The organism is Cellulosimicrobium funkei (assembly GCF_001019615.1).
In the GTDB taxonomy this organism is placed as follows: domain Bacteria; phylum Actinomycetota; class Actinomycetes; order Actinomycetales; family Cellulomonadaceae; genus Cellulosimicrobium; species Cellulosimicrobium cellulans_E.
The window spans coordinates 15,516-35,177 of record NZ_JNBQ01000024.1 but is presented as its reverse complement, the minus strand read 5'-3'; the positions used below and the strand labels follow the sequence as shown (position 1 = coordinate 35,177).

The following is a 19,662-nucleotide window of genomic DNA, read 5'->3' as shown; positions in this document are numbered from 1 at the left end:
TCGCCCCTCGGGCGGGCGGCGTCAGCCGTCGTGGCGACGCTCGTGGAAGGCCTCGTCGGCGACCTGCACCGTTCTCATGAAGTTCTCGACCATCTCGCGCGGCGACACGAGCGCGTCCGCGGTCTCGACGGGCTCGGCCTCGCCGTCCAGCTCGCGGACCTCGTCGTGGATGCGCTCCATCGTCGTGTCGAGGGTCGCCGCGACGTCGGCCGCGAGCTTGAGGGCGTCGGTGAGGTGCTGGGGCACGTCGCGCTGGTACTTGTAATAGATCTTGTGCTCGAGGCTCGCCCAGAAGTCCATGGCGATGGTGCGGAGCTGGATCTCCACGACGACGTCCTCGACCCGGTCCGAGAGGAAGACCGGTACCTTCACGATGAGGTGCAGGCTCTTGTAGCCGTTGCCCTTGGGGTGCGCGATGTAGTCGCGCTCCTCGAGCACGGTGAGGTCGCGCTGGCCGACGAGCATGTCGCGCACGCGGTAGATGTCGGAGACGAAGCTGCACGTCACGCGCACGCCCGCGACGTCGAACATGTTCTCCCGCACGCCCTCCGGGGTGAGCGGGATCCCCTTGCGCTGCGCCTTGGCGAAGATCGAGTCGATCGACTTCAGGCGCGAGCCGAGGTGCTCGATGGGGTTGTAGTCGTGGATGTGCCGGAACTCGTCGCGCAGGACGGTGATCTTGGTCATCACCTCGTCGATGCCGAACTTGTACGTCATCATCAGCCGGCGGAACTCGCGCACCCGCGGACGGATCTCCCCGGAGGGCGGGACGTCGTCGGTCGTCAGGTGCGTCACGGTGGTCCTCTCGGTGCGGCCTCGTCCGGCGGTCTCCCCGGATGGTCGGACCGCCTCCTCCAGTGTGCACGGTCAGGGACGCCGGGAAGTTCCCGCGACGGCCCGCGGACAGGGCCCTTGGTCCCTCGTCCGGGCCCGCCCCGCAGGCGGCGCCGCCCCGTGCGCGCCACGATGGGCCCATGGCCACCACATCGAGCCGCGGCGCGGGCGAGACGGTGAACGTCGGTGGCCACCGCCTGCGGCTCACGAACCTCGACAAGATCCTGTACCCCGCCACCGGCACGACGAAGGCGGACGTGCTCGCCTACCTCGCGGCCGTCGCCGACGTCATGCTCCCCCACTGCGCCCACCGGCCCGCGACGCGCAAGCGCTGGCCCGACGGCGTCGAGGGCCAGGTCTTCTTCCAGAAGAACGCGGGCCAGGGCGTGCCGTCGTGGGTCCGCACGCGCCGCATCCAGCACAAGAGCAGCGCGAACGACTACGTGCTCGTGGACGACCTGGCGACGCTCACCTGGCTCGGCCAGACGGCGTCGCTCGAGCTGCACGTGCCGCAGTGGCAGTTCGGCCGCACCGGGGTCCACCTCAACCCCGACCGGCTCGTCCTCGACCTCGACCCTGGGCCGGGAGCCGGGCTGCCCGAGTGCGCGGAGGTCGCACGCCTGGCCCGGACGATCCTCCGGGGCATGGGGCTCGACCCCCTGCCCGTGACGAGCGGCTCCAAGGGCATCCACCTGTACGCCGCGCTCGACGGCAAGCAGGACGCCGCGGCCGTGTCCGACGTCGCGCACGAGCTCGCGCGCTACCTCGAGGCCGAGCACCCCGACCTCGTCGTGAGCGACATGAAGAAGTCGCTGCGCGGCGGCAAGGTGCTCGTCGACTGGAGCCAGAACAACGGCAACAAGACGACGATCGCACCGTACTCCCTGCGGGGGCGCGAGCACCCGACCGTCGCCGCCCCCCGCACGTGGGAGGAGCTCGACGACCCGGGTCTCCGCCACCTCGACGCCGACGAGGTCGTCGAGCGCGTGCGGACGATCGGCGACCCCCTCGCCGCGCTCACCCTGGGCCACCTCGCCGCGCTCGAGCCCACACCCGAGCGCATGGCGACGTTCGAGCGCAAGGGCGCTGCGACGTCGGGCGACGCCGGCGCGGACGCCTCCGGGTCCGGGGACGACGAGCGACCCGACCGCCTGCACCGCTACCGCTCGATGCGCGACGCCGCGCGGACGCCCGAGCCCGTCCCGGACGAGGCACCACCGGCGAGCGAGGGCAACAGCTTCGTCATCCAGGAGCACCACGCCAGGCGCCTGCACTGGGACTTCCGGCTCGAGCACGACGGCGTCCTCGTGAGCTGGGCGCTGCCCCGCGGCGAGCCGACCGACCCGAAGAAGAACCACCTCGCCGTCCAGACGGAGGACCACCCGCTCGCGTACGGGGCGTTCGAGGGCACGATCCCCAAGGGCGAGTACGGCGCGGGCGAGGTGACCATCTGGGACGCCGGCACGTACGAGCTGGAGAAGTGGCGGGACGGCAAGGAGGTCATCGTCACCCTCCACGGCGAGCAGCACGGCACGCGCCGCCTCGCGCTCATCCACACGGGCGGCCGCGACGGCCGCGACGAGGACAACTGGCTCATCCACCTCATGGCCCCGCGCGGCGGCACCTCGGGGGCGGCGTCCGCGGGAGGCCGCGACCAGGGCGAGACGAAGAAGGCGGGTGGGGCGCTCGCGCCGGGTCGTGGCGGGCCTGGCGGGAGCGCCGAGGAACGAGGCGCGGATGGTAGACCCGGCGCGAGCGCCCCACCCGCCACCCAACCCGACCACGACCACGACCACGACCACGATCACGCCGAGCCAACGCCGGCCCGGACGGACTGGCGACCCATGCTCGCGTCGCCCGCGTCGGCGGGCGACCTGCACGACGACGACGGCTGGGCGTTCGAGATGAAGTGGGACGGGTTCCGGACGCTCGCGCACGTGTCGCACGGGCAGGTGCGGCTCGTGAGCCGCTCGGGCAAGGACATGACGGTGACGTACCCGGAGCTCCAGGCTCTCGCCGAGCAGGTCCCGGCCGAGGCGCTGCCGGTCGTGCTGGACGGCGAGATCGTCGCGCTCGACGCGCGAGGGCGGCCGAGCTTCCGGCGCCTCCAGCAGCGCGCGAACATCGCCAAGCCGGGGGACGTCGCGGCGGCCCGGCGCAAGGTCACGGTCGACCTCATGCTGTTCGACCTCCTGGAGACCGGGGGCCGGTCGCTCGCCAAGCGCCCGTACGACGAGCGGCGCGAGGTGCTCGAGGACGTGCTAGGCGACGCGCGCGCACCGGTCCACGTGCCACCCGCGTTCGACGGCGACCTCGACGCGGCGATGGAGACGTCGAGGCGGCTCGGCCTGGAGGGCGTCGTCGCCAAGCGGCGCGACGGCACCTACTCGTCCGGCCGCCGCTCGGCGCTGTGGCTCAAGCTCAAGCACGCGCAGTCGCAGGAGGTCGTCGTCGTGGGGTGGCGGCCGGGGCACGGCGACCGGGCGCACCTCGTCGGGTCGCTGCTGCTCGCCGTGCCCGACGGCGACCGGCTGGTCTACGTGGGCCGCGTCGGGTCGGGCTTCACGGACGCGGAACGACGCGACCTCGTCGCCGAGCTCGGCCGGATCGAGCGCACGACGTCTCCCGCGACAGGAGTGCCCCGCGAGGACGCGCGGGACGCGCGCTGGGTGTCGCCGCGTCGGGTCGCCGAGGTCGTCTACGCCGAGTGGACGGGGCCCGGCGAGGGCGAGGGCGATGACATCCCGTTCGGCAAGCTGCGGCACCCCGTGTGGAAGGGGTGGCGGCGCGACAAGTCGCCGTCCGACGTCGTGCGCGAGGAGCCCGCGACGCTCGACCGGTGACGGACCGTTGACGCGCCCCCCGGCCCGCGGGACCGTTGCTGCGTCGAGGTTCCTCGGCTTCCCTCCGACGCAGGACGGTGACCATGACCGACACCTCCTCCGCACCTCCCGCCCCCGAGCGTCCGCCGCGACTCCCGCCGCGCTGGTTCGTCCGCACGGCCTGGGTCGTGCACCGCGCGTACTACTGGGTCACCGGGCACCGGCGCGGCCTGTGGCGCCCGCAGCCCGAGAAGTGGGGCACGCTCCTGCTCCGCACGGTCGGGCGACGCACCGGCCGCGAGCACGACGTGATCGTCGGGTACTTCGAGGACGGCCCGAACCTCGTCACGCTCGCGATGAACGGCTGGGCCGCGCCCGAGCCCGCGTGGTGGCTCAACCTCCAGGCGCACCCGGACACGACCGTCGAGCTGCACGGCGAGACGCGTGCCGTGCACGGCCGGGCGGCCCGGGGAGCAGAGCGCGCCCGGCTCTGGGAGCGGTGGCGCACGTTCGACCACGCGCTGGACGGGTTCGCCGCGCGGCGCCCGACCGAGACGGCGGTCGTCGTCCTCGAGCCCCGGACCGTGGAGGCGCCGGCGGGCGACCGCGCGTAGGCCGGGAGCGTTGCCGACGCGTCCTCCCGGGTCGTCACGTGGCCGCCGGCCCGGTCGGGTCACCGCGTGCGGTGTCGCGAAGGCTCGCCGGGGTGATTGGTATACCATTTTGCCATGGCTCCCCTCTCCGCTCCCGGTGGTGCCGCGCCCCCGAGCCGTCGCACGCGTCGCACCCGGCACGTCGTCACGGCGTGGGCGACGGCCGCGGTCGTCGCGGCGCTCGCGGCCTGCTCTCCGGGCAGCGCGGGCGACGCCGCCTCGCCCGATCCCACGCCGAACCCCGACGTCACGTCCCCCGCCCCGACCCCTGCGCCCGACCCGTCGGACGCGCCCGCGGCTCCCGAGGAGCCCGTCGAGGCGCCCGCGCGCTACCTGCTCGCGACCGAGGCGGAGTCCGACGGGCTCGCCGTCGTCGACCCGACGATCCGCGAGGGCAGCGCCGTCGTCGACCGCATCGAGGTCGGGGCGGCGCCGTGGGGCGTCGCCGTGCACGCCCCGACGATGCGCGCGTACGTCTCGACGGCGCAGGGGGTCGCGGTCGTCGACCTCGCCACGCGCGAGCGCGTCGACCTGATCCCCTACCGGGACACGCCCGCCCGGGTCGGGTTCGGCGAGTACCGCCGCGGCGGCATGGGCATCGCGGTGTCGCCCGACGGCACCCGCGTCTACGTGGCCGTCCACCGCGGCGACTCGTCGACGCTCGAGACGATCGACGTCGCGTCGCGCGAGGTGCTCGCGAGCACGCCCGTGGGCCTGCGTCCGTTCGACGTGCTCGTCGCGGCCGACGGCAGCGAGGTCTACACCGTCGACCACGACGAGTTCTCCGTGCACGTCGTCGACACCACGACGTTCGAGGCGCGGCGCATCGAGGTCGCGCCGTTCGGCACCGAGGGCGGGCTCGCGTCGTTCGAGAAGCCGCACTACGCCGTGCTCGACGACGACGGCTCCCTCCTGCTCCCCTACCAGGGCCGCGTGCTGGTCCGCCTCGACCCGGCCACCGGCACGGCGACGAGCGTGCCCTCCGCGGCGGACAGCCACCAGCACGGCGTCGCGCGCACTCCCGACGGTCGCGTCGTCGTCGTGGGCAACGGCCCGTTCGGCAACGCCGCGGGCGGACCGAACGTGACGGTGCTCGACCCCGCGACCGGGGCCGAGCAGGTCGCGCCGCTGACGCGCCGGCACGAGACCGCGACCACGTGGACCGACCCCGCGACCGGAGGCCTGAGCGCGGTGCTCGCCGGCGGCTACACGCAGGCCGAGGCGTGGGACGGCGCGACCGTCGTCGACCTCGACACCCTCGCCACGTACGAGATCCAGATCCCCGGACGGCCCCAGGTCGTCGTCCCGCTCCCGGAAGGACCCGCCGCATGACCAGCCCGAACGCCCCCGAGACCGTCACCGTCCTGCGCGACGTCCGCCCCTGGGGCGGCGAGCGGGTCGACCTGCACGTCGCCGACGGGCGCATCGCCGCGGTGACGCCGCACGACCCCGCCGTCGCGGCGCCGTCGGGCACGCCGGCCGGCTCGCCGACGGGTGGCGCGGCCGGCGTCGTCGACGGCCGCGGCCTGCTCGCGCTGCCCGGTCTCGTCAACGCCCACGCGCACGTGGACAAGAGCTGGTGGGGCAAGCCGTGGGTCAGCTACGGGGGCGAGGCGACGACGCAGGGCCGCATCGCGCACGAGCGCGCGCACCGCGACGAGCTCGGCATCCCCGGCGTCGACGTCACCCTCGCCGTGCTGCGCGAGTTCGTGCGCCACGGCACGACGGCGATCCGCACCCACGTGGACGTCGACCTCGGCCTGGGCCTGCGCGGCATCGAGGTCGTGCGCGAGGCGCTCGCGGCGCTCGGCGGCGCCGTGCACGCCGAGATCGTCGCGTTCCCGCAGGACGGCGTGCTGCGCCGTCCCGGGGTGCTGGACCTGCTCGACGCGGCCGCGGCCGCGGGGGCCGAGCACATCGGTGGGCTCGACCCCGCGTCGATCGACCGCGACCCGGTCGGCCAGCTCGACGGGCTCTTCGCGATCGCGGAGCGCCGCGGCGTCGGCATCGACGTGCACCTGCACGACGGCGGCGACCTCGGCGCGTTCCAGGTCGAGCTCATGATCGACCGCACGCTGCGCGCGGGGCTCCAGGGCAAGGTCAACGTCGCGCACGGCTTCGCGGTCGGCGACGTCCCGGCGTCGCGCCAGGCGGACCTCGTCGCCGCGATGGGCGAGGCCGGCATCACCATGACGACCGTCGCGCCGATCGGCGCCGCGCCCCTGCCCGTGCACGCGCTGCGTGCCGCGGGCGTCGCCGTCGGGCTCGGCACCGACGGGATCCGTGACCTGTGGTCGCCGTACGGGACCGGGGACCTCCTCGCCCTCACGACGCAGCTCGCGCGCCTGTCGCGCTTCCGGTACGACGAGGAGCTCGCCACCGCGGCGCGCATCGCGACGTCCGACGCCGCGCGCTTCGTCGGCCGCGACGTGCACGACCTCGTCGTCGGGGCCCCGCGGACGTCGTGCTCGTCGACGCCGAGAACGTGCCCGACGCCGTCGTGCGCGCCCCGCGCCGCGCGCTCGTCGTCGCGGCCGGCCGGGTCGTCGCGCGCGACGGCGACGTGCTCGCCTGAGGCGCCGCGGCGCTCCGTCGCCCGGCCGCGACTCGTGCGCGGCCGGGCGATGAGTTCATGAGGGACCTGTCGTCTACCCCCACGACACCACGTACCGGGCGAACCGCCCACGATGCCGGAGGCGCACTCATGAGCACGCAGATCTTCGTCAACCTGCCCGTCAAGGACCTCGACGCCTCCAAGGCGTTCTACACGGCGCTCGGGTACTCGGTGAACGAGCAGTTCACGGACGAGAACGCCTCCTCGATCGTCATCAGCGACACTATCTACGTCATGCTCCTCACCGAGGAGTTCGCGAAGCAGTTCACGAACAAGTCCGTCGCCGACGCGACCGCGACGACCGAGGTCATCAACGCGCTGAGCGTCGACAGCCGGGCCGAGGTCGACCGGCTCGCCGACGCGGCGTTCGCCGCCGGCGCCACCGCGGTCAAGGACCCGCAGGAGGAGGGCGGGTTCATGTACTCGCGGAGCTTCGCCGACCTCGACGGCCACCAGTGGGAGGTCCTCTTCATGGACCCGACGGCGTTCGAGGGCTGACCGCCCTGAGGGACGACGCGACGGGCGTGCGCACCGGTGTGACCCGCGCCTCTCCCCCGGCAGACCGGGAATCGAGCGGGCGCGCGTGCCGTTGCCGCCGTCATGCGAGCCATCACCTACTCCCGCTACGGCGGCCCCGACGTCCTCGAGACGACCGACCTCCCGACCCCCAAGGTCGGGCCCGACTCCGTGCTCGTGCGTGTGCGCGCCGCGAGCGTCAACCCGGTGGACTGGAAGGTCCGCGAGGGCTACCTCGACCAGATCATGGACGTGGCCTTCCCCGTCGTCCCCGGGTGGGACGTCGCGGGCGTCGTCGAGCGCGTCGGGCTGGACACCCCCGAGCTCCAGGTGGGCGACGAGGTGTACGGCTACGTGCGCAAGGACGTGATCGGCGGCGAGGTCTCGGGCGGGACGTTCGCGGAGCTCGTCGCGGCGCCGGTGCGCACGCTCGCGCGCAAGCCCGCCGCGTGGTCGTTCGAGGAGGCGGCCGCGGTGCCGCTCGCGGGTCTGACGGCGTACCAGACGATCCGGCGCGCAGGCGTCGCCGAGGGGCAGACGGTGCTCGTGCACGCCGCGGCCGGCGGCGTGGGGTCGTTCGCCGTCCAGATCGCGCGGGCCCTCGGCGCACGCGTGATCGGCACGGCGTCGGAGCGCAACCACGACTTCCTCCGCTCGCTCGGCGCCGAGCCGGTCACGTACGGCGACGGGCTCGCGGACCGCGTCCGGGCGCTCGCGCCGGAGGGCGTCGAGGTCGTCCTCGACTACGTGGGCGGCGACGCGCTCGACTCGGTGCCCCAGGTCCTGCGCGACGGCGGCACGGTCGCCTCGATCACGGACGCCCGCGCCCGCGACGAGCTCGGCGGGCACTACGTGTGGGTGCGCCCCGACGCGGCGGACCTCGCGGAGCTCGCGCGCCTCGGCGACGAGGGCCTGCTGCGTCCTGAGGTCGCGGAGGTGTTCGACCTCGCCGACGCCGCCGACGCGCACCGCGCGAGCCAGTCGGGCCACGTGCGCGGGAAGGTCGTCGTCCGGGTCTGAGCGGCAGATCGACCCGAGCGTCGCCAGGTCGACCCACCGAGGGTCGATCTCGGCCGCTCGGGTCGATCTCGCCGTCGTCAGGCGTCCGGCAGCTCGCGCACCGGCGAGGTCAGGTCGCCGCCCGCGTCCCCCGTGTTCACCGTCCCCCGGCGCTCGACGAGCACCGCGGAGGTCTCGACGGCGGCCCGCGGGCGGTGCTCGACGCCGCGCGGCACGACGAACAGGTCGTGCGGCCCCAGCACGACCGCACGCTCGACCCCGCCCTCGCGCACGTCGATCGTCAGCTCGCCCGCGAGCACGAGGAACAGCTCGTCGGTCTCGGGGTGGGTGTGCCAGACGAACTCGCCGAGCACCTTGACCACCTTGACGTCCTCGTCGTTGAGGCTCGTCACGCGGTGCGGCTGCCAGTGCCCGTCGAACGCGTCGAGGGCGGCGAAGAGGTTGCGCACGTCGGTCATGTGCCCACCCTGCCACTCCCCTGCCCGCCACGAGATCGACCTGCACGTCCGAGATCGACCTTCAGAGGGTCGACGTCGGGCCGTTCGGGTCGATCTCGCGGGTGAGCGGTGCCACGCTGTCACCATGAGCAGCACCGACGCCGCACGTCCGGGGGCCGCGTTCGGCCCCGAGGTCTACGCCGCCCGCCGTGAGCGCGCCGCCGCGCACGCCCGCGAGGCGGGCCTGGCAGGGCTCCTCGTCTCGCCCGGCCCCGACCTCGCCTACTTCACCGGCTACGCCCCGCCGGACACCGAGCGCCTCACGCTGCTCGCGATCCCCGCGGGCGAACCGGGCGCGGAGGGCAGCGCGTCCGTCGTCGTGCCGCTGCTCGAGCGGGGCGACCTGGTCTCGGCCCCGGGCGCGGACGGGCTCGACGTCGTGACCTGGCGCGACGGCGACGACGAGCACGCCGCCGCGGCGCGGCTCCTCGACGGGACCGGCACCTACGCCGTCTCGGACTCGACGTGGGCGCTGCACGTGCTCGGGCTCCAGCGGGCGCTCCCGGACGCGCGCTTCACCGCGTTCACCGACGCCGTACCGACGCTGCGCGCCGTCAAGGACGCGCAGGAGGTCGAGCGCCTCGCCGCGGCGGGCGCCGCCGCCGACGCGGCGTTCGCCCAGATCCGCGAGGTCGCGTTCGCGGGCCGGCGCGAGCGGGACGTCGCCGCCGACCTCGACCGGTTCCTGCGCGAGCACGGGCACGAGCAGGTCGACTTCACGCTCGTGTGCGCGGGGCCGAACGGCGCCGACCCGCACCACGACGCGGGCGACCGGGTCATCGAGCCGGGCGACCTCGTCGTCCTCGACTTCGGCGGGCTGCGCGACGGCTACGGCTCCGACACGACGCGCACGGTCCTGGTCGAGGGCGGCACCGACGACGCCCTGGCGGCACAGCAGCGCGAGGTCTACGACGTCGTGCGTCGCGCCCAGCAGGCCGGGGTCGACGCCGTGCGCCCGGGCGCGACGTGCCAGGACGTCGACCGCGCGGCCCGCACCGTCATCGCCGACGCGGGCTACGGCGAGTACTTCGTGCACCGCACCGGGCACGGCATCGGCACCACGACCCACGAGCCGCCGTACATGGTGGAGGGCGAGGACCGCCCGATCGAGCCCGGCATGTGCTTCTCCGTCGAGCCGGGCATCTACCTGCCCGGGCGGTTCGGCGTGCGGATCGAGGACATCGTCGTCGCGTTCCCGCCCGACGCGCCCGACGGTGCGCGCCGCCTCAACACCTCGACCCACGACCTCCAGACGGTGCGGTAGGCGCCGCAGGCCGATCAGCGGTCCCCGGAGACGGCGTCCGCGGTCGCGCGCACCTTCTCGTTGCGGATGCCGACCCAGCTCAGCACGCCGCCCAGGACCAGCAGCGCGGCGGTGACGACGAGCGAGCGGTGGAAGCCGTCGAGGTCGAGCACGCCCCCGACGATCACGCCCGCGAACGCGATGACGACGAGCCCCGCCACGCGCGACACGGCGTTGTTCACCGCCGACCCGATGCCGGCGTCGGACGCGGGGATCGAGCCGAGGATCGCGGACGTCAAGGGCGCCACCGTCATCGCGAGGCCGAGGCCGAAGAGCACGAGGCCCGGGAGGACCTGGGTGACGTAGACGGCGTCGTCGGTCGTCGTGAGCAGGAGGAGGTAGCCCGCCCCGCCCACGATCGGCCCGAGGGTCATGAACAGGCGCGGGCCGTACCGGCCCGCGAGCGCCCCGAACCGCGTGGACAGCGCGAGGAGCACGAGCGTCACGGGGAGCTGCGCGAGCCCGGCGGCGGTGGCGCTGTACCCGCCGATCTGCTGGAGGAACAGTGTGACGACGAACCCGCCGAAGTACAGCGCGCCGTAGATCGCGGCGGTCGCGAGGTTGCCCCACGCGAAGTTGCGCACGCGGAAGAGCCGCGGCGGCAGCATGGGGTCGGGGGCGCGCCGCTCCCACCACACGAACACGACGAGGCACGCCACGCCGACGAGGCAGGGCCCCCACACGACCGGGCTCGCCCAGCCGAACCGGCCCTGCTCGATGAGCGCGAACACGGTGCCCGCGAGCCCGACCGCCGCGAGCGTCGCCCCGGCGACGTCGATGCGCCGGCGCCCGTCTGGGCCACCCGCGGCCCCCGGCTCCTCCGCGGCGGACCGCGGCACCCCGCGCAGCAGCCACAGCGTCACCGCGACGGGCAGCACGTTGATCCAGAACACCCAGCGCCACGAGATCGTGTCGATGAGGATCCCGCCGAGCAGCGGCCCGACGAGCGACGCGGTGCTGGTCCACGCGGTCCAGGAGCCGATCGCGCGGGACTGCCGCTCGCCGTCGAAGGTCGAGATGATCATGGCGAGCGAGCTCGGCACGAGCAGCGCGCCCGCGACGCCCTGGAGCCCGCGCGCGACGACGAGGAACAGCCCGTCGGGTGCGAGCGCGCACGCGACCGACGTCGCCGCGAAGCCGACGAGGCCGATCGCCATGATGCGGCGCCGGCCGTGCACGTCGGACAGGGAGCCCGCCAGGAGGATGAGGGCACCGAGCGTGATCATGTAGGCGTCGACGACCCACTGCTGCAGCGCAAGGCCCGTGACCGGACCGGTCGTCAGCTCGGCGGAGATCGCGGGCAGCGCGACGTTGACCACCGAGCCGTCCAGGAACGACACGAACGACGCGAGGACCGCGACCACCAGCACCCGCTGCTGCACCGTCACCGACCCACCGTACGACTCGACTCTCATGCCGTCCCGACCGAGCGCGACGGCGAGGTGTGACGCGAGGTGGTCCGAGGAGCGACGACTCGACACCATACCTAGAGGTAGGTACGGTGGTCAGCATGACGACGACCGACGCCCGCGAGCGGCTCGTCGCGGCCGCGCAGGACCTGTTCTGGGCCCAGGGCGTCGGCGCGACCAGCCCACGCCAGGTCCTCGCCGCGAGCGGCGTGGGCCAAGGCAGCCTCTACCACCACTTCCCCACCAAGCACGACCTCGCCGCGGCCGCCGTGCACGCCACGACGACGGCCGGCCTCGACGCCGCGCACCGCGACCTCGACGCGGGCGGGTCCGCCGTCGAGCGCCTGGTCCGCTACCTCGAGCGGCCGCGCCCCGCGCTCGCCGGGTGCAAGGTCGGCCGCCTCGTGAGCGACCAGGCCGTCATGGACGACGCCGAGCTCGCCGCGGAGGTCCACGCCTACTTCCGCGGGCTCGTCGAGCTGGCCACCACCGTCCTCACCGAGGACGGGTTGCCCGACGACGCCGCCCGCGACCGTGCGCACGCCGCCGTGGCGATCGTGCAGGGCGGGTACGTCCTCGCGCGCGCCCTCGACGACCCGGACGCGATGACCGCCGCCGCGCGGGGCTTCGTCGCGCTGCTCGACCCCCGCCCCGCCGACCCGCTGGAGGACACATGACCGGCACCCCCGACCGCCCGTCCCTGCGCGAGCGCCTGCGCGCGCTCCCGGTGTTCGGCGCCGACCTGCCCGGCCTCGACGTCGACGCAGCGCCCGAGGAGCCGAGCACGCTCTTCGTCGGCTGGCTCGACGAGGCGATCGGCGCCGGCCTGCCCGCACCGCATGCCGCGACGCTCTCGACCGCCGACGCGAGCGGCCGGGTCGACGCCCGGACGCTGATCCTCAAGGACGTCGACGGCGACGGCTGGGTCTTCGCCACGCGCGCCGACTCGCCCAAGGGCGTCGCGCTCGCGCAGAACCCGCACGCCGCGCTGACGTTCTTCTGGCGCGAGCACGGTCGCCAGGTCCGGGTGCGCGGACCGGTCGTCCCGCTCGGACCCGAGGCGTCGGCCGCCGACTTCCTCGCCCGCTCCGACTTCTCCCGTGCCACCGCGCTCGCCGGGCCGCAGAGCGCCCCACTCGCGTCACCGGACGCCTACCGGACCGCGTGGGACGCCGCGCTCGCGCAGGTCCGCGCCCAGCCCGGGCTCGTGCTCGACGCCTGGGCGTCGTACGCGCTCGAGCCGACGAGCGTCGAGTTCTGGGCATCCTCGCCCGACGGCCAGACCCGCCTGCGCTACACCGCGTCGACCGAAGCGGGAACCGCGACACCTCATCCCTGGACGAAGGAGCTCCTGTGGCCGTGACCAATCCCACCGCACCCGTCGCGCCGGACGTCGAGGAGGTGCGTCGCGACGCGCGCGCCGCCCTCGACGCCGTCACCGCAGCGACGCGTGACCTCGACGACGCCGGCCTCGCGGGCCCGTCCGCCCTGCCCGGCTGGTCGCGCAGCCACGTGCTCGCGCACGTCACGGCGATCGGCAAGGCCATGGCCCGCCAGGCGGAGCGGGCCGCCCACGGCGAGCTCGTCGAGGTCTACGACGGCGGAGCGGCCGGCCGGGAGGCCGGCATCCAGGCGGGCGCGCGCCGGTCGGTCGCGGAGCACGTGCACGCGCTCGAGTCGCTCGCCGAGCGTCTCGACGCGGCCTGGCCCCCCGCCGGCTCGCCGGGCTGGGACGCGCGCGTCACCTACCGCGACGGGACCGTCGTGGACGCGCTCGTCGCATGGTGGCGCGAGGTCCGGATCCACGCCGTCGACCTCGACGCCGGGCTCGACCTCGACACCTGGCCGCGCGCGCTCGGACTCCACCTCCTCGACTTCCTCGGGGTCCGCCTCCCGGACGACGTCCTGGTCGAGCTCGCCGACGAGCCCACCCGGCTGAGGGTGGGCCCGGGCGGCCTTCGCCTCGCTGCCGAACCTGGGACAGGTCCCCACTCGGAGACTCCCGTGGGGAGCGACCCCGGGTTCGACGCGCGAGCCGGTGTCGTCGTCCGGGGTCGCCTGACCGACGTCGCCGCCTGGCTCGCGGGCCGCACCCCCGGCGCCGAGCCCGACGCCTTCCGCGCCGGCGAACCGACGGCCCTCCCCCAGATCGGCCCCTGGCCCTCGCCCTACTCCCCGCCGAGGTAGAACCCAGGTCACGCGAGAGACCTCTGCCCGCCCAGGGAGAACGACGGTAGGCGCGCAGGCCCGCGCGCGGCTCAGCGGCGACGTACGGGCGACGACGCGGACGAACCGACGCCGCGGGTGGTAGCCCGGGTGAGCAACGACCAGGGCGAGACGACGTAGGGCGGGGTGGGTGGTGGTGCCGCGTCGTGGCGGGCCTGGCGGGAGCCGCGAGGAACGAGCGGCGGATGGTAGACGCGGCACCACCACCCACCCCGACCACCCAACCCGGCCACACGCCGTCGAGCACACGAACCACGGCTCTACCTCGCGCGACCACGGCTCTACCTCACGCGACCACGGTCCTACCTCGGCGTGGAAAGGCCGCGCCACGAGGGGCGAGACGTCCGGCCTGTGCCGCTCGGGACGTTCGTCCCGGGAAAGTGTGACGCACGCCCGTGACGCACCGCACAGTTAGTGCACTCTTTCACAAGCGTAGAATCGGAGCGTGTCGAGTCGAGCGAGCAACCCCGCAAGCAGCGCAGACCAGATCGACGTAGCCCTCATAGGCGGTGGCATCATGAGCGCCACGCTGGGGGCTCTCCTCAAGGTCCTGGAGCCCTCCTGGACCGTGCGCATCTACGAGCGTCTGGACGCCGTGGCGCAGGAGTCGTCGAACCCGTGGAACAACGCCGGGACGGGTCATGCCGCCCTGTGCGAGCTGAACTACACGCCGGAGAAGGCGGACGGCTCGATCGACATCACCAAGGCGGTGAAGATCAACGAGCAGTTCGAGGTGTCGCGCGAGTTCTGGCACCACCTGCTCACGACGGGCGCGCTCCCGCAGCCCGCGAGCTTCATCTCCCGCACGCCGCACATGACGTTCGTGCGCGGCGCGGAGAACGTCGACTACCTGCGCCGCCGGTTCGAGACGCTGGGCCAGCACCCGCTGTTCAGCGAGCTCGAGTTCAGCGACGACCCCGCCGTGATCGCCGAGTGGGCGCCGCTCCTCGTCGCGGAGCGCGACGGCGACGAGCCGGTCGCGGCGACGCGCGCGACGAGCGGCACGGACGTCGACTTCGGCGCCCTCACGCAGCAGCTCGTCGACTACCTCGTCTCCCAGGGCACGCAGCTCTTCCTCGAGCACGAGGTGAAGAACCTCAAGAAGACGAAGGACGGCCGCTGGCGCCTGACGGTCAAGGACCGCTCGTGGAACGCCCCGAAGCGCCGCTCGACCGTCGAGGCCCGGTTCGTGTTCGTCGGCGCGGGCGGCGGTGCCCTGCCGCTGCTCCAGGCCGCGGGCATCCCCGAGGCCAAGGGCTACGGCGGCTTCCCCATCAGCGGCGAGTTCCTGCGCACCGACAGCCCCGAGCTCGTCGCGCAGCACCAGGCCAAGGTGTACGGCAAGGCCGACGTCGGCTCCCCGCCCATGTCCGTCCCGCACCTGGACACGCGGGTCGTCGAGGGCAAGACGTACCTGATGTTCGGCCCGTACGCCGGGTTCAGCCCCAAGTACCTCAAGAAGGGCAAGTACCTCGGGCTGTTCACGTCGCTGCGCCTGCACAACCTCGGCTCGATGGTCGGCGCGGGCCTGAAGAACCTCGATCTCACCCAGTACCTGGTCGGCCAGCTCCTCGCGAGCCCGGAGACCAAGTTCACGGCGCTCCAGGGCTTCATGCCGACGGCGCACCCGAAGGACTGGGAGACCATCACCGCGGGCCAGCGCGTCCAGGTCATCAAGAAGGACAAGGACGGCAAGGGCGTCCTCGAGTTCGGCACCGAGGTCATCGCCGCGGGCGACGGCTCCATCGCGGGCCTGCTCGGCGCCTCTCCGGGCGCGTCGACCGCGGTCCCCGCGATGATCGACCTGCTCGAGCGCTGCTTCCCCGCCCGCTTCACCAAGTGGCGCCCCGAGCTCGCGACGATGATCCCGAGCCTCGGCCAGGCGCCGTGGGAGGCCGAGGAGCTCGAGGGCCTCGACCAGCTCACGGGCGGCGCGGACGTCGACGCCGTCGGCTCGCGCGCCTGACCACGATCTGACGCCCCTCCCCCGCGACGGCCCGGACCTCCACGAGGTCCGGGCCGTCGTGCGTCCCGCGCCCGGCCGCGACGGTCAGCGCGGGAGCCGCACGCGCCGCCCCGCGCGCGCCGGTGCCGGCTCGGCGTGCGTCGCGGGAGCCGGCGGGAGCCCGCGGACGCCGTCCCGCACGGCGGGATTGGGGACGACACGCCGCAGCACGAGCTCGGTCGCGACCTCGTGCGGGTCGACACGACCGCCCTGCAGGTCCGGGCGCGAGGCCGCTGCCCGCAGGTCGGCGTCGAGCCGCTGCGCGTCGCGGTCCCAGCGCTCGCCGTGGACCGACCGGTCACCCCACGCGCCACCGCCCGGCCACGCGCCGTCGGACCCCGCGGGGAACCACGGCCGCGCGGGGTCCGCGCGCCGCACCGCGAGCGCCGCGGCGGTCGGGCCGACGACGAGGAGAAGAACCACCACACCCCAGAAGATGTCCATGCCTCCACCCTGTCGTCGCACGTGGCGGGCGACGAGTGGCAGGACCGACACCTCTCGACAAGATCCCGCCAAAGGCGTAGCGTGCCGTGCATGGTGCGCTCCGTCGCGGCCGTCGTGTGCGACGGCCTGGCCCCGTTCGAGTTCGGCGTCGTGTGCGAGGTCTTCGGCCTCGACCGGAGCGAGGACGGCGTCCCGTCGTTCGACTTCCGCGTGTGCGGACCGGTCGCCGGGCGGCCCGTGCACACGTCGGTCGGCGCGCAGGTCGTCCCCGACCACGGGCTCGACGCCACGGACGACGTCGACCTCCTCATCGTCCCGGCGATCCGCATCGGCTCGCACTACCCGCCCGAGGTGCTGGACGCGGTCCGGCGCGCGTCCGCGCGCGGCGCGCTGCTGCTCAGCGTGTGCTCAGGGGTCTTCCTCCTCGCCGCGGCCGGCGTGATCGAGGGGCGACGCGTCACGACCCACTGGATGCACGCCGACGAGCTGCGCCGCCGGTACCCGAGCCTGGACATCGACCCGGACGTGCTGTTCGTCGACGACGGCAACCTCGTCACGAGCGCCGGGACCGCCGCCGGGATCGACGCGTGCCTGCACCTCGTGCGGCGCGAGCTCGGGGCGAAGGTCGCGAACACGATCGCGCGGCGCATGGTCGTGCCGCCCCAGCGCGACGGCGGACAGCGACAGTTCATCGAGCGCCCGGTCCCCGAGTGCGAGGAGGACTCGTTCGCCGAGCTGCTGGAGTGGATGACCGAGCACCTCGACGAACCGCTCACGGTGCGGGACCTGGCTCGGCGCGCCCACACGTCGGAGCGCACGTTCGCGCGCTCGTTCGTCGCCCAGACGGGCACGACGCCGCTCGCGTGGCTCACGTCGCAGCGCGTGGGGCACGCGCAGTCCCTGCTCGAGGAGTCGACGCTGGACCTCGAGGAGGTCGCGCGGCGCTGCGGGTTCGGGTCGGCGGCGCTCCTGCGCCACCACTTCCGGCGCGCGGTCGGCATCACGCCGACGGAGTACCGCCAGACGTTCCGCTTCGCCGCCTGACGACGACGCGGCCCCCGAGGCTCCTGCGCGAGTTCTTCACGTGCCGCGCTCGCGCGCGCAACCTACGGTCCCGTAGGGTGGGGTGATCTGCACCACGAGCACCCGCTCACCTCCGCGGCTGGGAAGTCGACACCGACACCCTGCGAGGCCGCACATGACCTCTGCCGCAGTGCGCCCGGGCTTCCGGGCCACCCGCCCCCGCACCGACGAGCCGGGCGCCGTCACCAGCACCTATAGCGCGCTGTCGCGCACGGTGCGCGACGCCGGACTGCTCCACCGCACGCACGGCTACTACCTCTGGACCCTCGCCGTCCTGACGCTCGCGCTCGGCGGCGCCGTCGCCGGGTTCGTCCTCCTCGGCGACTCGTGGTTCCAGCTCCTGATCGCCGGGGCGCTCGGCCTGATCTTCACGCAGTTCGCGTTCGTCGCCCACGAGGCGTCCCACCGCCAGGTCTTCGCGTCCGGCCCGGCGAACGACCGCCTGGGCCGCATCCTCGCGAACGGCGTCGTGGGGATCAGCCACTCGTGGTGGATGAACAAGCACACACGCCACCACGCGAACCCCAACCAGCGCGGCAAGGACCCGGACATCGCCCCGGACGTCGTCGTCTTCCTCGACGACGACGCCGCCGCGGCGAAGGGCTTCCGCTCCGTGATCAACCGCTACCAGGGCTGGCTCTTCTTCCCGCTGCTCACACTCGAGGGTCTCAACCTGCACGTCCAGGCGTACCGCTCGCTCCTCGCGGGCGGCCGGGCGCGAGGCAACCTCCGGGCCCGGGTCCTCGAGCTCGTGATCCTCACGCTGCGCCTGTCGCTCTACGTCGGCGCGATCTTCTGGTTCCTGCCGCTCGGCATGGCCTTCGCGTTCCTCGGCGTGCAGCTCGCGGTGTTCGGCGTCTACATGGGCGCGTCGTTCGCGCCGAACCACAAGGGCATGGCGATCATCCCCGAGAACACGAAGATCGACTTCCTCTCGAAGCAGGTCCTCACGTCGCGCAACATCCGCGGCGGCTGGTGGATGAACATCCTCATGGGCGGGCTCAACTTCCAGATCGAGCACCACCTGTTCCCGAGCATGCCGCGGCCCCACCTCGCGCGGGCGCGCGAGATCGTGCGCGAGCACTGCGCGAACCTCGGCCTGCCCTACACGGAGACGAGCCTCGTGCAGTCCTACGGCATCGTCGTCCGGTACCTCAACCGCGTCGGGCTCTCCGCGCGCGACCCGTTCGACTGCCCGATGTTCCGCCAGCTCCGCAAGGTCTGACGGCCGCGCGGGACCCGCCGGGGCCGCGCCGTCCGGTCAGGCGGACGCTGCGTGACCGTGCCGCCAGTACCCGACGAAGTCGACGTGCGTCTTGGGCACGCCGCGGTCGTTGACGAGGTGGCGGCGCACCCCGGTCGCGAGCGTCGACTCCCCCACCGCGTACGCGTAGACGGGCCCGGACGGCAGGTCGGCCGACCGCACGGCCTCGAGCGCCAGCGCGCCGGGCAGGAGCTCGTGCGGGTCGGTGCCCGCGGGCGCCGCGCCCTCGCGCACGACCCAGCGGAGCTCGACACCCGCCGGCACGCGGAAGTCCTGCGCGTCCGCCGCCTCGGGGATCTCGACGATCGCGAGGCCGCGCGCGTCGTCGGGCAGCGACTCGCAGATCCCCGCGACGGCCGGCAGCCCGGTCTCGTCGGCGACGACGAGCGTCCAGTCGTGCGGGACGCGCGGGTTGTAGCCGACCCCCTGGTCGAGCAGGCCGACGCGGTCCCCCGGCTGCGCGGACAGCGCGAACGACGACGCGGGGCCGGCGTCGCCGTGGACGACGAAGTCGACGTCGATCTCGCGCAGGTCGGGCCGCGCGGCGCGCACCGTGTAGTTGCGGACCCAGGGCCGGCGCGCCTTGGGCGTCGCGAGGTACTGGACGTACCACAGGCCCGAGGTGCGCGTCGGCAGCCGGAGGGAGTCCTGGTCGTCGCGGGCCAGGAAGAGCCGGAACCACTGGTCGAAGCCCATCGGCGTGAAGAGCTCCATGTCGTCGCCACCGAGCGTGACCCGCACGACGTGGGGGCTCACCCGCTTGCTCCCGACGACGCTCAGCGTGACGACGTGAGCGTCGGCGGGCTTGACCGTCTTGAAGGTGGCCACCGGTGGCTCCTCGGGGTGCGGCCCGGCGTGCCGGGCGGACGACGGCCCCGCGATCACGGAACCGAGGCAAGGCTAGCCTCACCTGACACCCGGCGTCGATGTGGTCGATCCCACACCCGGTGCGCGCTCCTCCGTCCCGGGACG

18 protein-coding genes are annotated in these 19,662 nt (G+C 74.0%); 13 read left to right on the top strand and 5 right to left on the bottom strand.

What is annotated here, in order from left to right:
- Positions 1-21: 21 nt before the first annotated feature.
- Positions 22-720, bottom strand: coding sequence for a GTP pyrophosphokinase (locus FB00_RS14905; protein WP_082141365.1), 699 nt, complete (start codon positions 718-720; stop codon positions 22-24).
- Between the two features lie 254 nt (positions 721-974).
- On the opposite strand from FB00_RS14905, the gene FB00_RS14900 reads away from it, so the two are divergent.
- The 6 genes from FB00_RS14900 (at position 975) to FB00_RS14875 (ending at position 8,459) form a co-directional block, all read left to right on the top strand.
- Entirely contained in the window at positions 975-3,677 is a 2,703-nt protein-coding gene (locus FB00_RS14900; protein ID WP_047233717.1) for an ATP-dependent DNA ligase, read from the top strand.
- An 83-nt stretch (positions 3,678-3,760) separates the two neighbouring features.
- On the top strand, positions 3,761-4,270 hold the full coding sequence (locus tag FB00_RS14895; protein ID WP_047233716.1) for a nitroreductase/quinone reductase family protein: 510 nt from the start codon (positions 3,761-3,763) through the stop codon (positions 4,268-4,270).
- A gap of 114 nt (positions 4,271-4,384) precedes the next feature.
- On the top strand, positions 4,385-5,641 hold the full coding sequence (locus FB00_RS23025; protein ID WP_047233715.1) for a YncE family protein: 1,257 nt from the start codon (positions 4,385-4,387) through the stop codon (positions 5,639-5,641).
- A complete protein-coding gene (locus FB00_RS14885; RefSeq protein WP_331386748.1) occupies positions 5,638-6,945 on the top strand; it encodes an amidohydrolase family protein in 1,308 nt (435 codons plus the stop codon). Before FB00_RS23025 ends, FB00_RS14885 begins: the two co-directional genes overlap by 4 nt.
- A gap of 68 nt (positions 6,946-7,013) precedes the next feature.
- Positions 7,014-7,421 carry a VOC family protein gene (locus tag FB00_RS14880; protein ID WP_047233714.1) on the top strand — a complete coding sequence of 136 codons (408 nt, stop codon included), beginning with the start codon at positions 7,014-7,016 and terminating at the stop codon, positions 7,419-7,421.
- A 102-nt stretch (positions 7,422-7,523) separates the two neighbouring features.
- Positions 7,524-8,459: an NADP-dependent oxidoreductase gene (locus FB00_RS14875; RefSeq protein ID WP_047233713.1), complete on the top strand. Its 936-nt coding sequence runs from the start codon at positions 7,524-7,526 to the stop codon at positions 8,457-8,459.
- A gap of 77 nt (positions 8,460-8,536) precedes the next feature.
- On the opposite strand, the gene FB00_RS14870 is transcribed toward FB00_RS14875, so the two are convergent.
- Positions 8,537-8,917, bottom strand: coding sequence for a cupin domain-containing protein (locus FB00_RS14870; RefSeq protein WP_047233712.1), 381 nt, complete (start codon positions 8,915-8,917; stop codon positions 8,537-8,539).
- A 124-nt stretch (positions 8,918-9,041) separates the two neighbouring features.
- Between FB00_RS14870 and FB00_RS14865 the strand changes: the two genes are divergently transcribed.
- Positions 9,042-10,220, top strand: a complete 1,179-nt coding sequence (locus FB00_RS14865) for an aminopeptidase P family protein (RefSeq protein WP_047233711.1) — start codon at positions 9,042-9,044, stop codon at positions 10,218-10,220.
- A gap of 14 nt (positions 10,221-10,234) precedes the next feature.
- Here FB00_RS14865 and FB00_RS14860 read toward each other — a convergent pair whose 3' ends face one another.
- Positions 10,235-11,647, bottom strand: coding sequence for an MFS transporter (locus FB00_RS14860; protein ID WP_231581873.1), 1,413 nt, complete (start codon positions 11,645-11,647; stop codon positions 10,235-10,237).
- A 122-nt stretch (positions 11,648-11,769) separates the two neighbouring features.
- Between FB00_RS14860 and FB00_RS14855 the strand changes: the two genes are divergently transcribed.
- The 4 genes from FB00_RS14855 to mqo all read left to right on the top strand — a co-directional run bounded on the left by FB00_RS14855 (position 11,770) and on the right by mqo (position 15,860).
- Positions 11,770-12,345 (top strand): TetR/AcrR family transcriptional regulator, encoded by a 576-nt coding sequence (locus FB00_RS14855; RefSeq protein ID WP_047233734.1) that lies wholly within the window; start codon positions 11,770-11,772, stop codon positions 12,343-12,345.
- Positions 12,342-13,031 carry a pyridoxine/pyridoxamine 5'-phosphate oxidase gene (locus FB00_RS14850; protein WP_047233710.1) on the top strand — a complete coding sequence of 230 codons (690 nt, stop codon included), beginning with the start codon at positions 12,342-12,344 and terminating at the stop codon, positions 13,029-13,031. Before FB00_RS14855 ends, FB00_RS14850 begins: the two co-directional genes overlap by 4 nt.
- Positions 13,028-13,855: a maleylpyruvate isomerase family mycothiol-dependent enzyme gene (locus FB00_RS14845; protein WP_197088824.1), complete on the top strand. Its 828-nt coding sequence runs from the start codon at positions 13,028-13,030 to the stop codon at positions 13,853-13,855. The genes FB00_RS14850 and FB00_RS14845 overlap by 4 nt, the downstream gene beginning before the upstream one ends.
- A gap of 484 nt (positions 13,856-14,339) precedes the next feature.
- Positions 14,340-15,860, top strand: coding sequence for a malate dehydrogenase (quinone) (gene mqo / locus FB00_RS14840; protein WP_052877706.1), 1,521 nt, complete (start codon positions 14,340-14,342; stop codon positions 15,858-15,860).
- 84 nt (positions 15,861-15,944) lie between these two features.
- Here mqo and FB00_RS14835 read toward each other — a convergent pair whose 3' ends face one another.
- Complete coding sequence (locus FB00_RS14835; RefSeq protein WP_047233708.1) at positions 15,945-16,343, bottom strand: hypothetical protein; 399 nt, start codon at positions 16,341-16,343, stop codon at positions 15,945-15,947.
- Positions 16,344-16,433: 90 nt separating this feature from the next.
- On the opposite strand from FB00_RS14835, the gene FB00_RS14830 reads away from it, so the two are divergent.
- Together FB00_RS14830 and FB00_RS14825 are read left to right on the top strand one after the other, a co-directional pair.
- Complete coding sequence (locus tag FB00_RS14830; protein ID WP_047233707.1) at positions 16,434-17,387, top strand: helix-turn-helix domain-containing protein; 954 nt, start codon at positions 16,434-16,436, stop codon at positions 17,385-17,387.
- A gap of 154 nt (positions 17,388-17,541) precedes the next feature.
- Positions 17,542-18,651, top strand: a complete 1,110-nt coding sequence (locus FB00_RS14825) for a fatty acid desaturase family protein (protein ID WP_047233706.1) — start codon at positions 17,542-17,544, stop codon at positions 18,649-18,651.
- Positions 18,652-18,687: 36 nt separating this feature from the next.
- On the opposite strand, the gene FB00_RS14820 is transcribed toward FB00_RS14825, so the two are convergent.
- Positions 18,688-19,518, bottom strand: a complete 831-nt coding sequence (locus tag FB00_RS14820; RefSeq protein WP_047233705.1) for a siderophore-interacting protein — start codon at positions 19,516-19,518, stop codon at positions 18,688-18,690.
- Positions 19,519-19,662: the final 144 nt, after the last annotated feature.

Excerpts from the sequence above, each read along its gene's own strand:
- FB00_RS14905 (WP_082141365.1), bottom strand. The coding sequence starts at position 720 with ATGATGACGTACAAGTTCGGCATCGACGAGGTGATGACCAAGATCACC.
- FB00_RS14900 (WP_047233717.1), top strand. The coding sequence starts at position 975 with ATGGCCACCACATCGAGCCGCGGCGCGGGCGAGACGGTGAACGTCGGT.
- FB00_RS14895 (WP_047233716.1), top strand. The coding sequence starts at position 3,761 with ATGACCGACACCTCCTCCGCACCTCCCGCCCCCGAGCGTCCGCCGCGA.
- FB00_RS23025 (WP_047233715.1), top strand. The coding sequence starts at position 4,385 with ATGGCTCCCCTCTCCGCTCCCGGTGGTGCCGCGCCCCCGAGCCGTCGC.
- FB00_RS14885 (WP_331386748.1), top strand. The coding sequence starts at position 5,638 with ATGACCAGCCCGAACGCCCCCGAGACCGTCACCGTCCTGCGCGACGTC.
- FB00_RS14880 (WP_047233714.1), top strand. The coding sequence starts at position 7,014 with ATGAGCACGCAGATCTTCGTCAACCTGCCCGTCAAGGACCTCGACGCC.
- FB00_RS14875 (WP_047233713.1), top strand. The coding sequence starts at position 7,524 with ATGCGAGCCATCACCTACTCCCGCTACGGCGGCCCCGACGTCCTCGAG.
- FB00_RS14870 (WP_047233712.1), bottom strand. The coding sequence starts at position 8,917 with ATGACCGACGTGCGCAACCTCTTCGCCGCCCTCGACGCGTTCGACGGG.
- FB00_RS14865 (WP_047233711.1), top strand. The coding sequence starts at position 9,042 with ATGAGCAGCACCGACGCCGCACGTCCGGGGGCCGCGTTCGGCCCCGAG.
- FB00_RS14855 (WP_047233734.1), top strand. The coding sequence starts at position 11,770 with ATGACGACGACCGACGCCCGCGAGCGGCTCGTCGCGGCCGCGCAGGAC.
- FB00_RS14850 (WP_047233710.1), top strand. The coding sequence starts at position 12,342 with ATGACCGGCACCCCCGACCGCCCGTCCCTGCGCGAGCGCCTGCGCGCG.
- FB00_RS14835 (WP_047233708.1), bottom strand. The coding sequence starts at position 16,343 with ATGGACATCTTCTGGGGTGTGGTGGTTCTTCTCCTCGTCGTCGGCCCG.
- FB00_RS14830 (WP_047233707.1), top strand. The coding sequence starts at position 16,434 with ATGGTGCGCTCCGTCGCGGCCGTCGTGTGCGACGGCCTGGCCCCGTTC.
- FB00_RS14825 (WP_047233706.1), top strand. The coding sequence starts at position 17,542 with ATGACCTCTGCCGCAGTGCGCCCGGGCTTCCGGGCCACCCGCCCCCGC.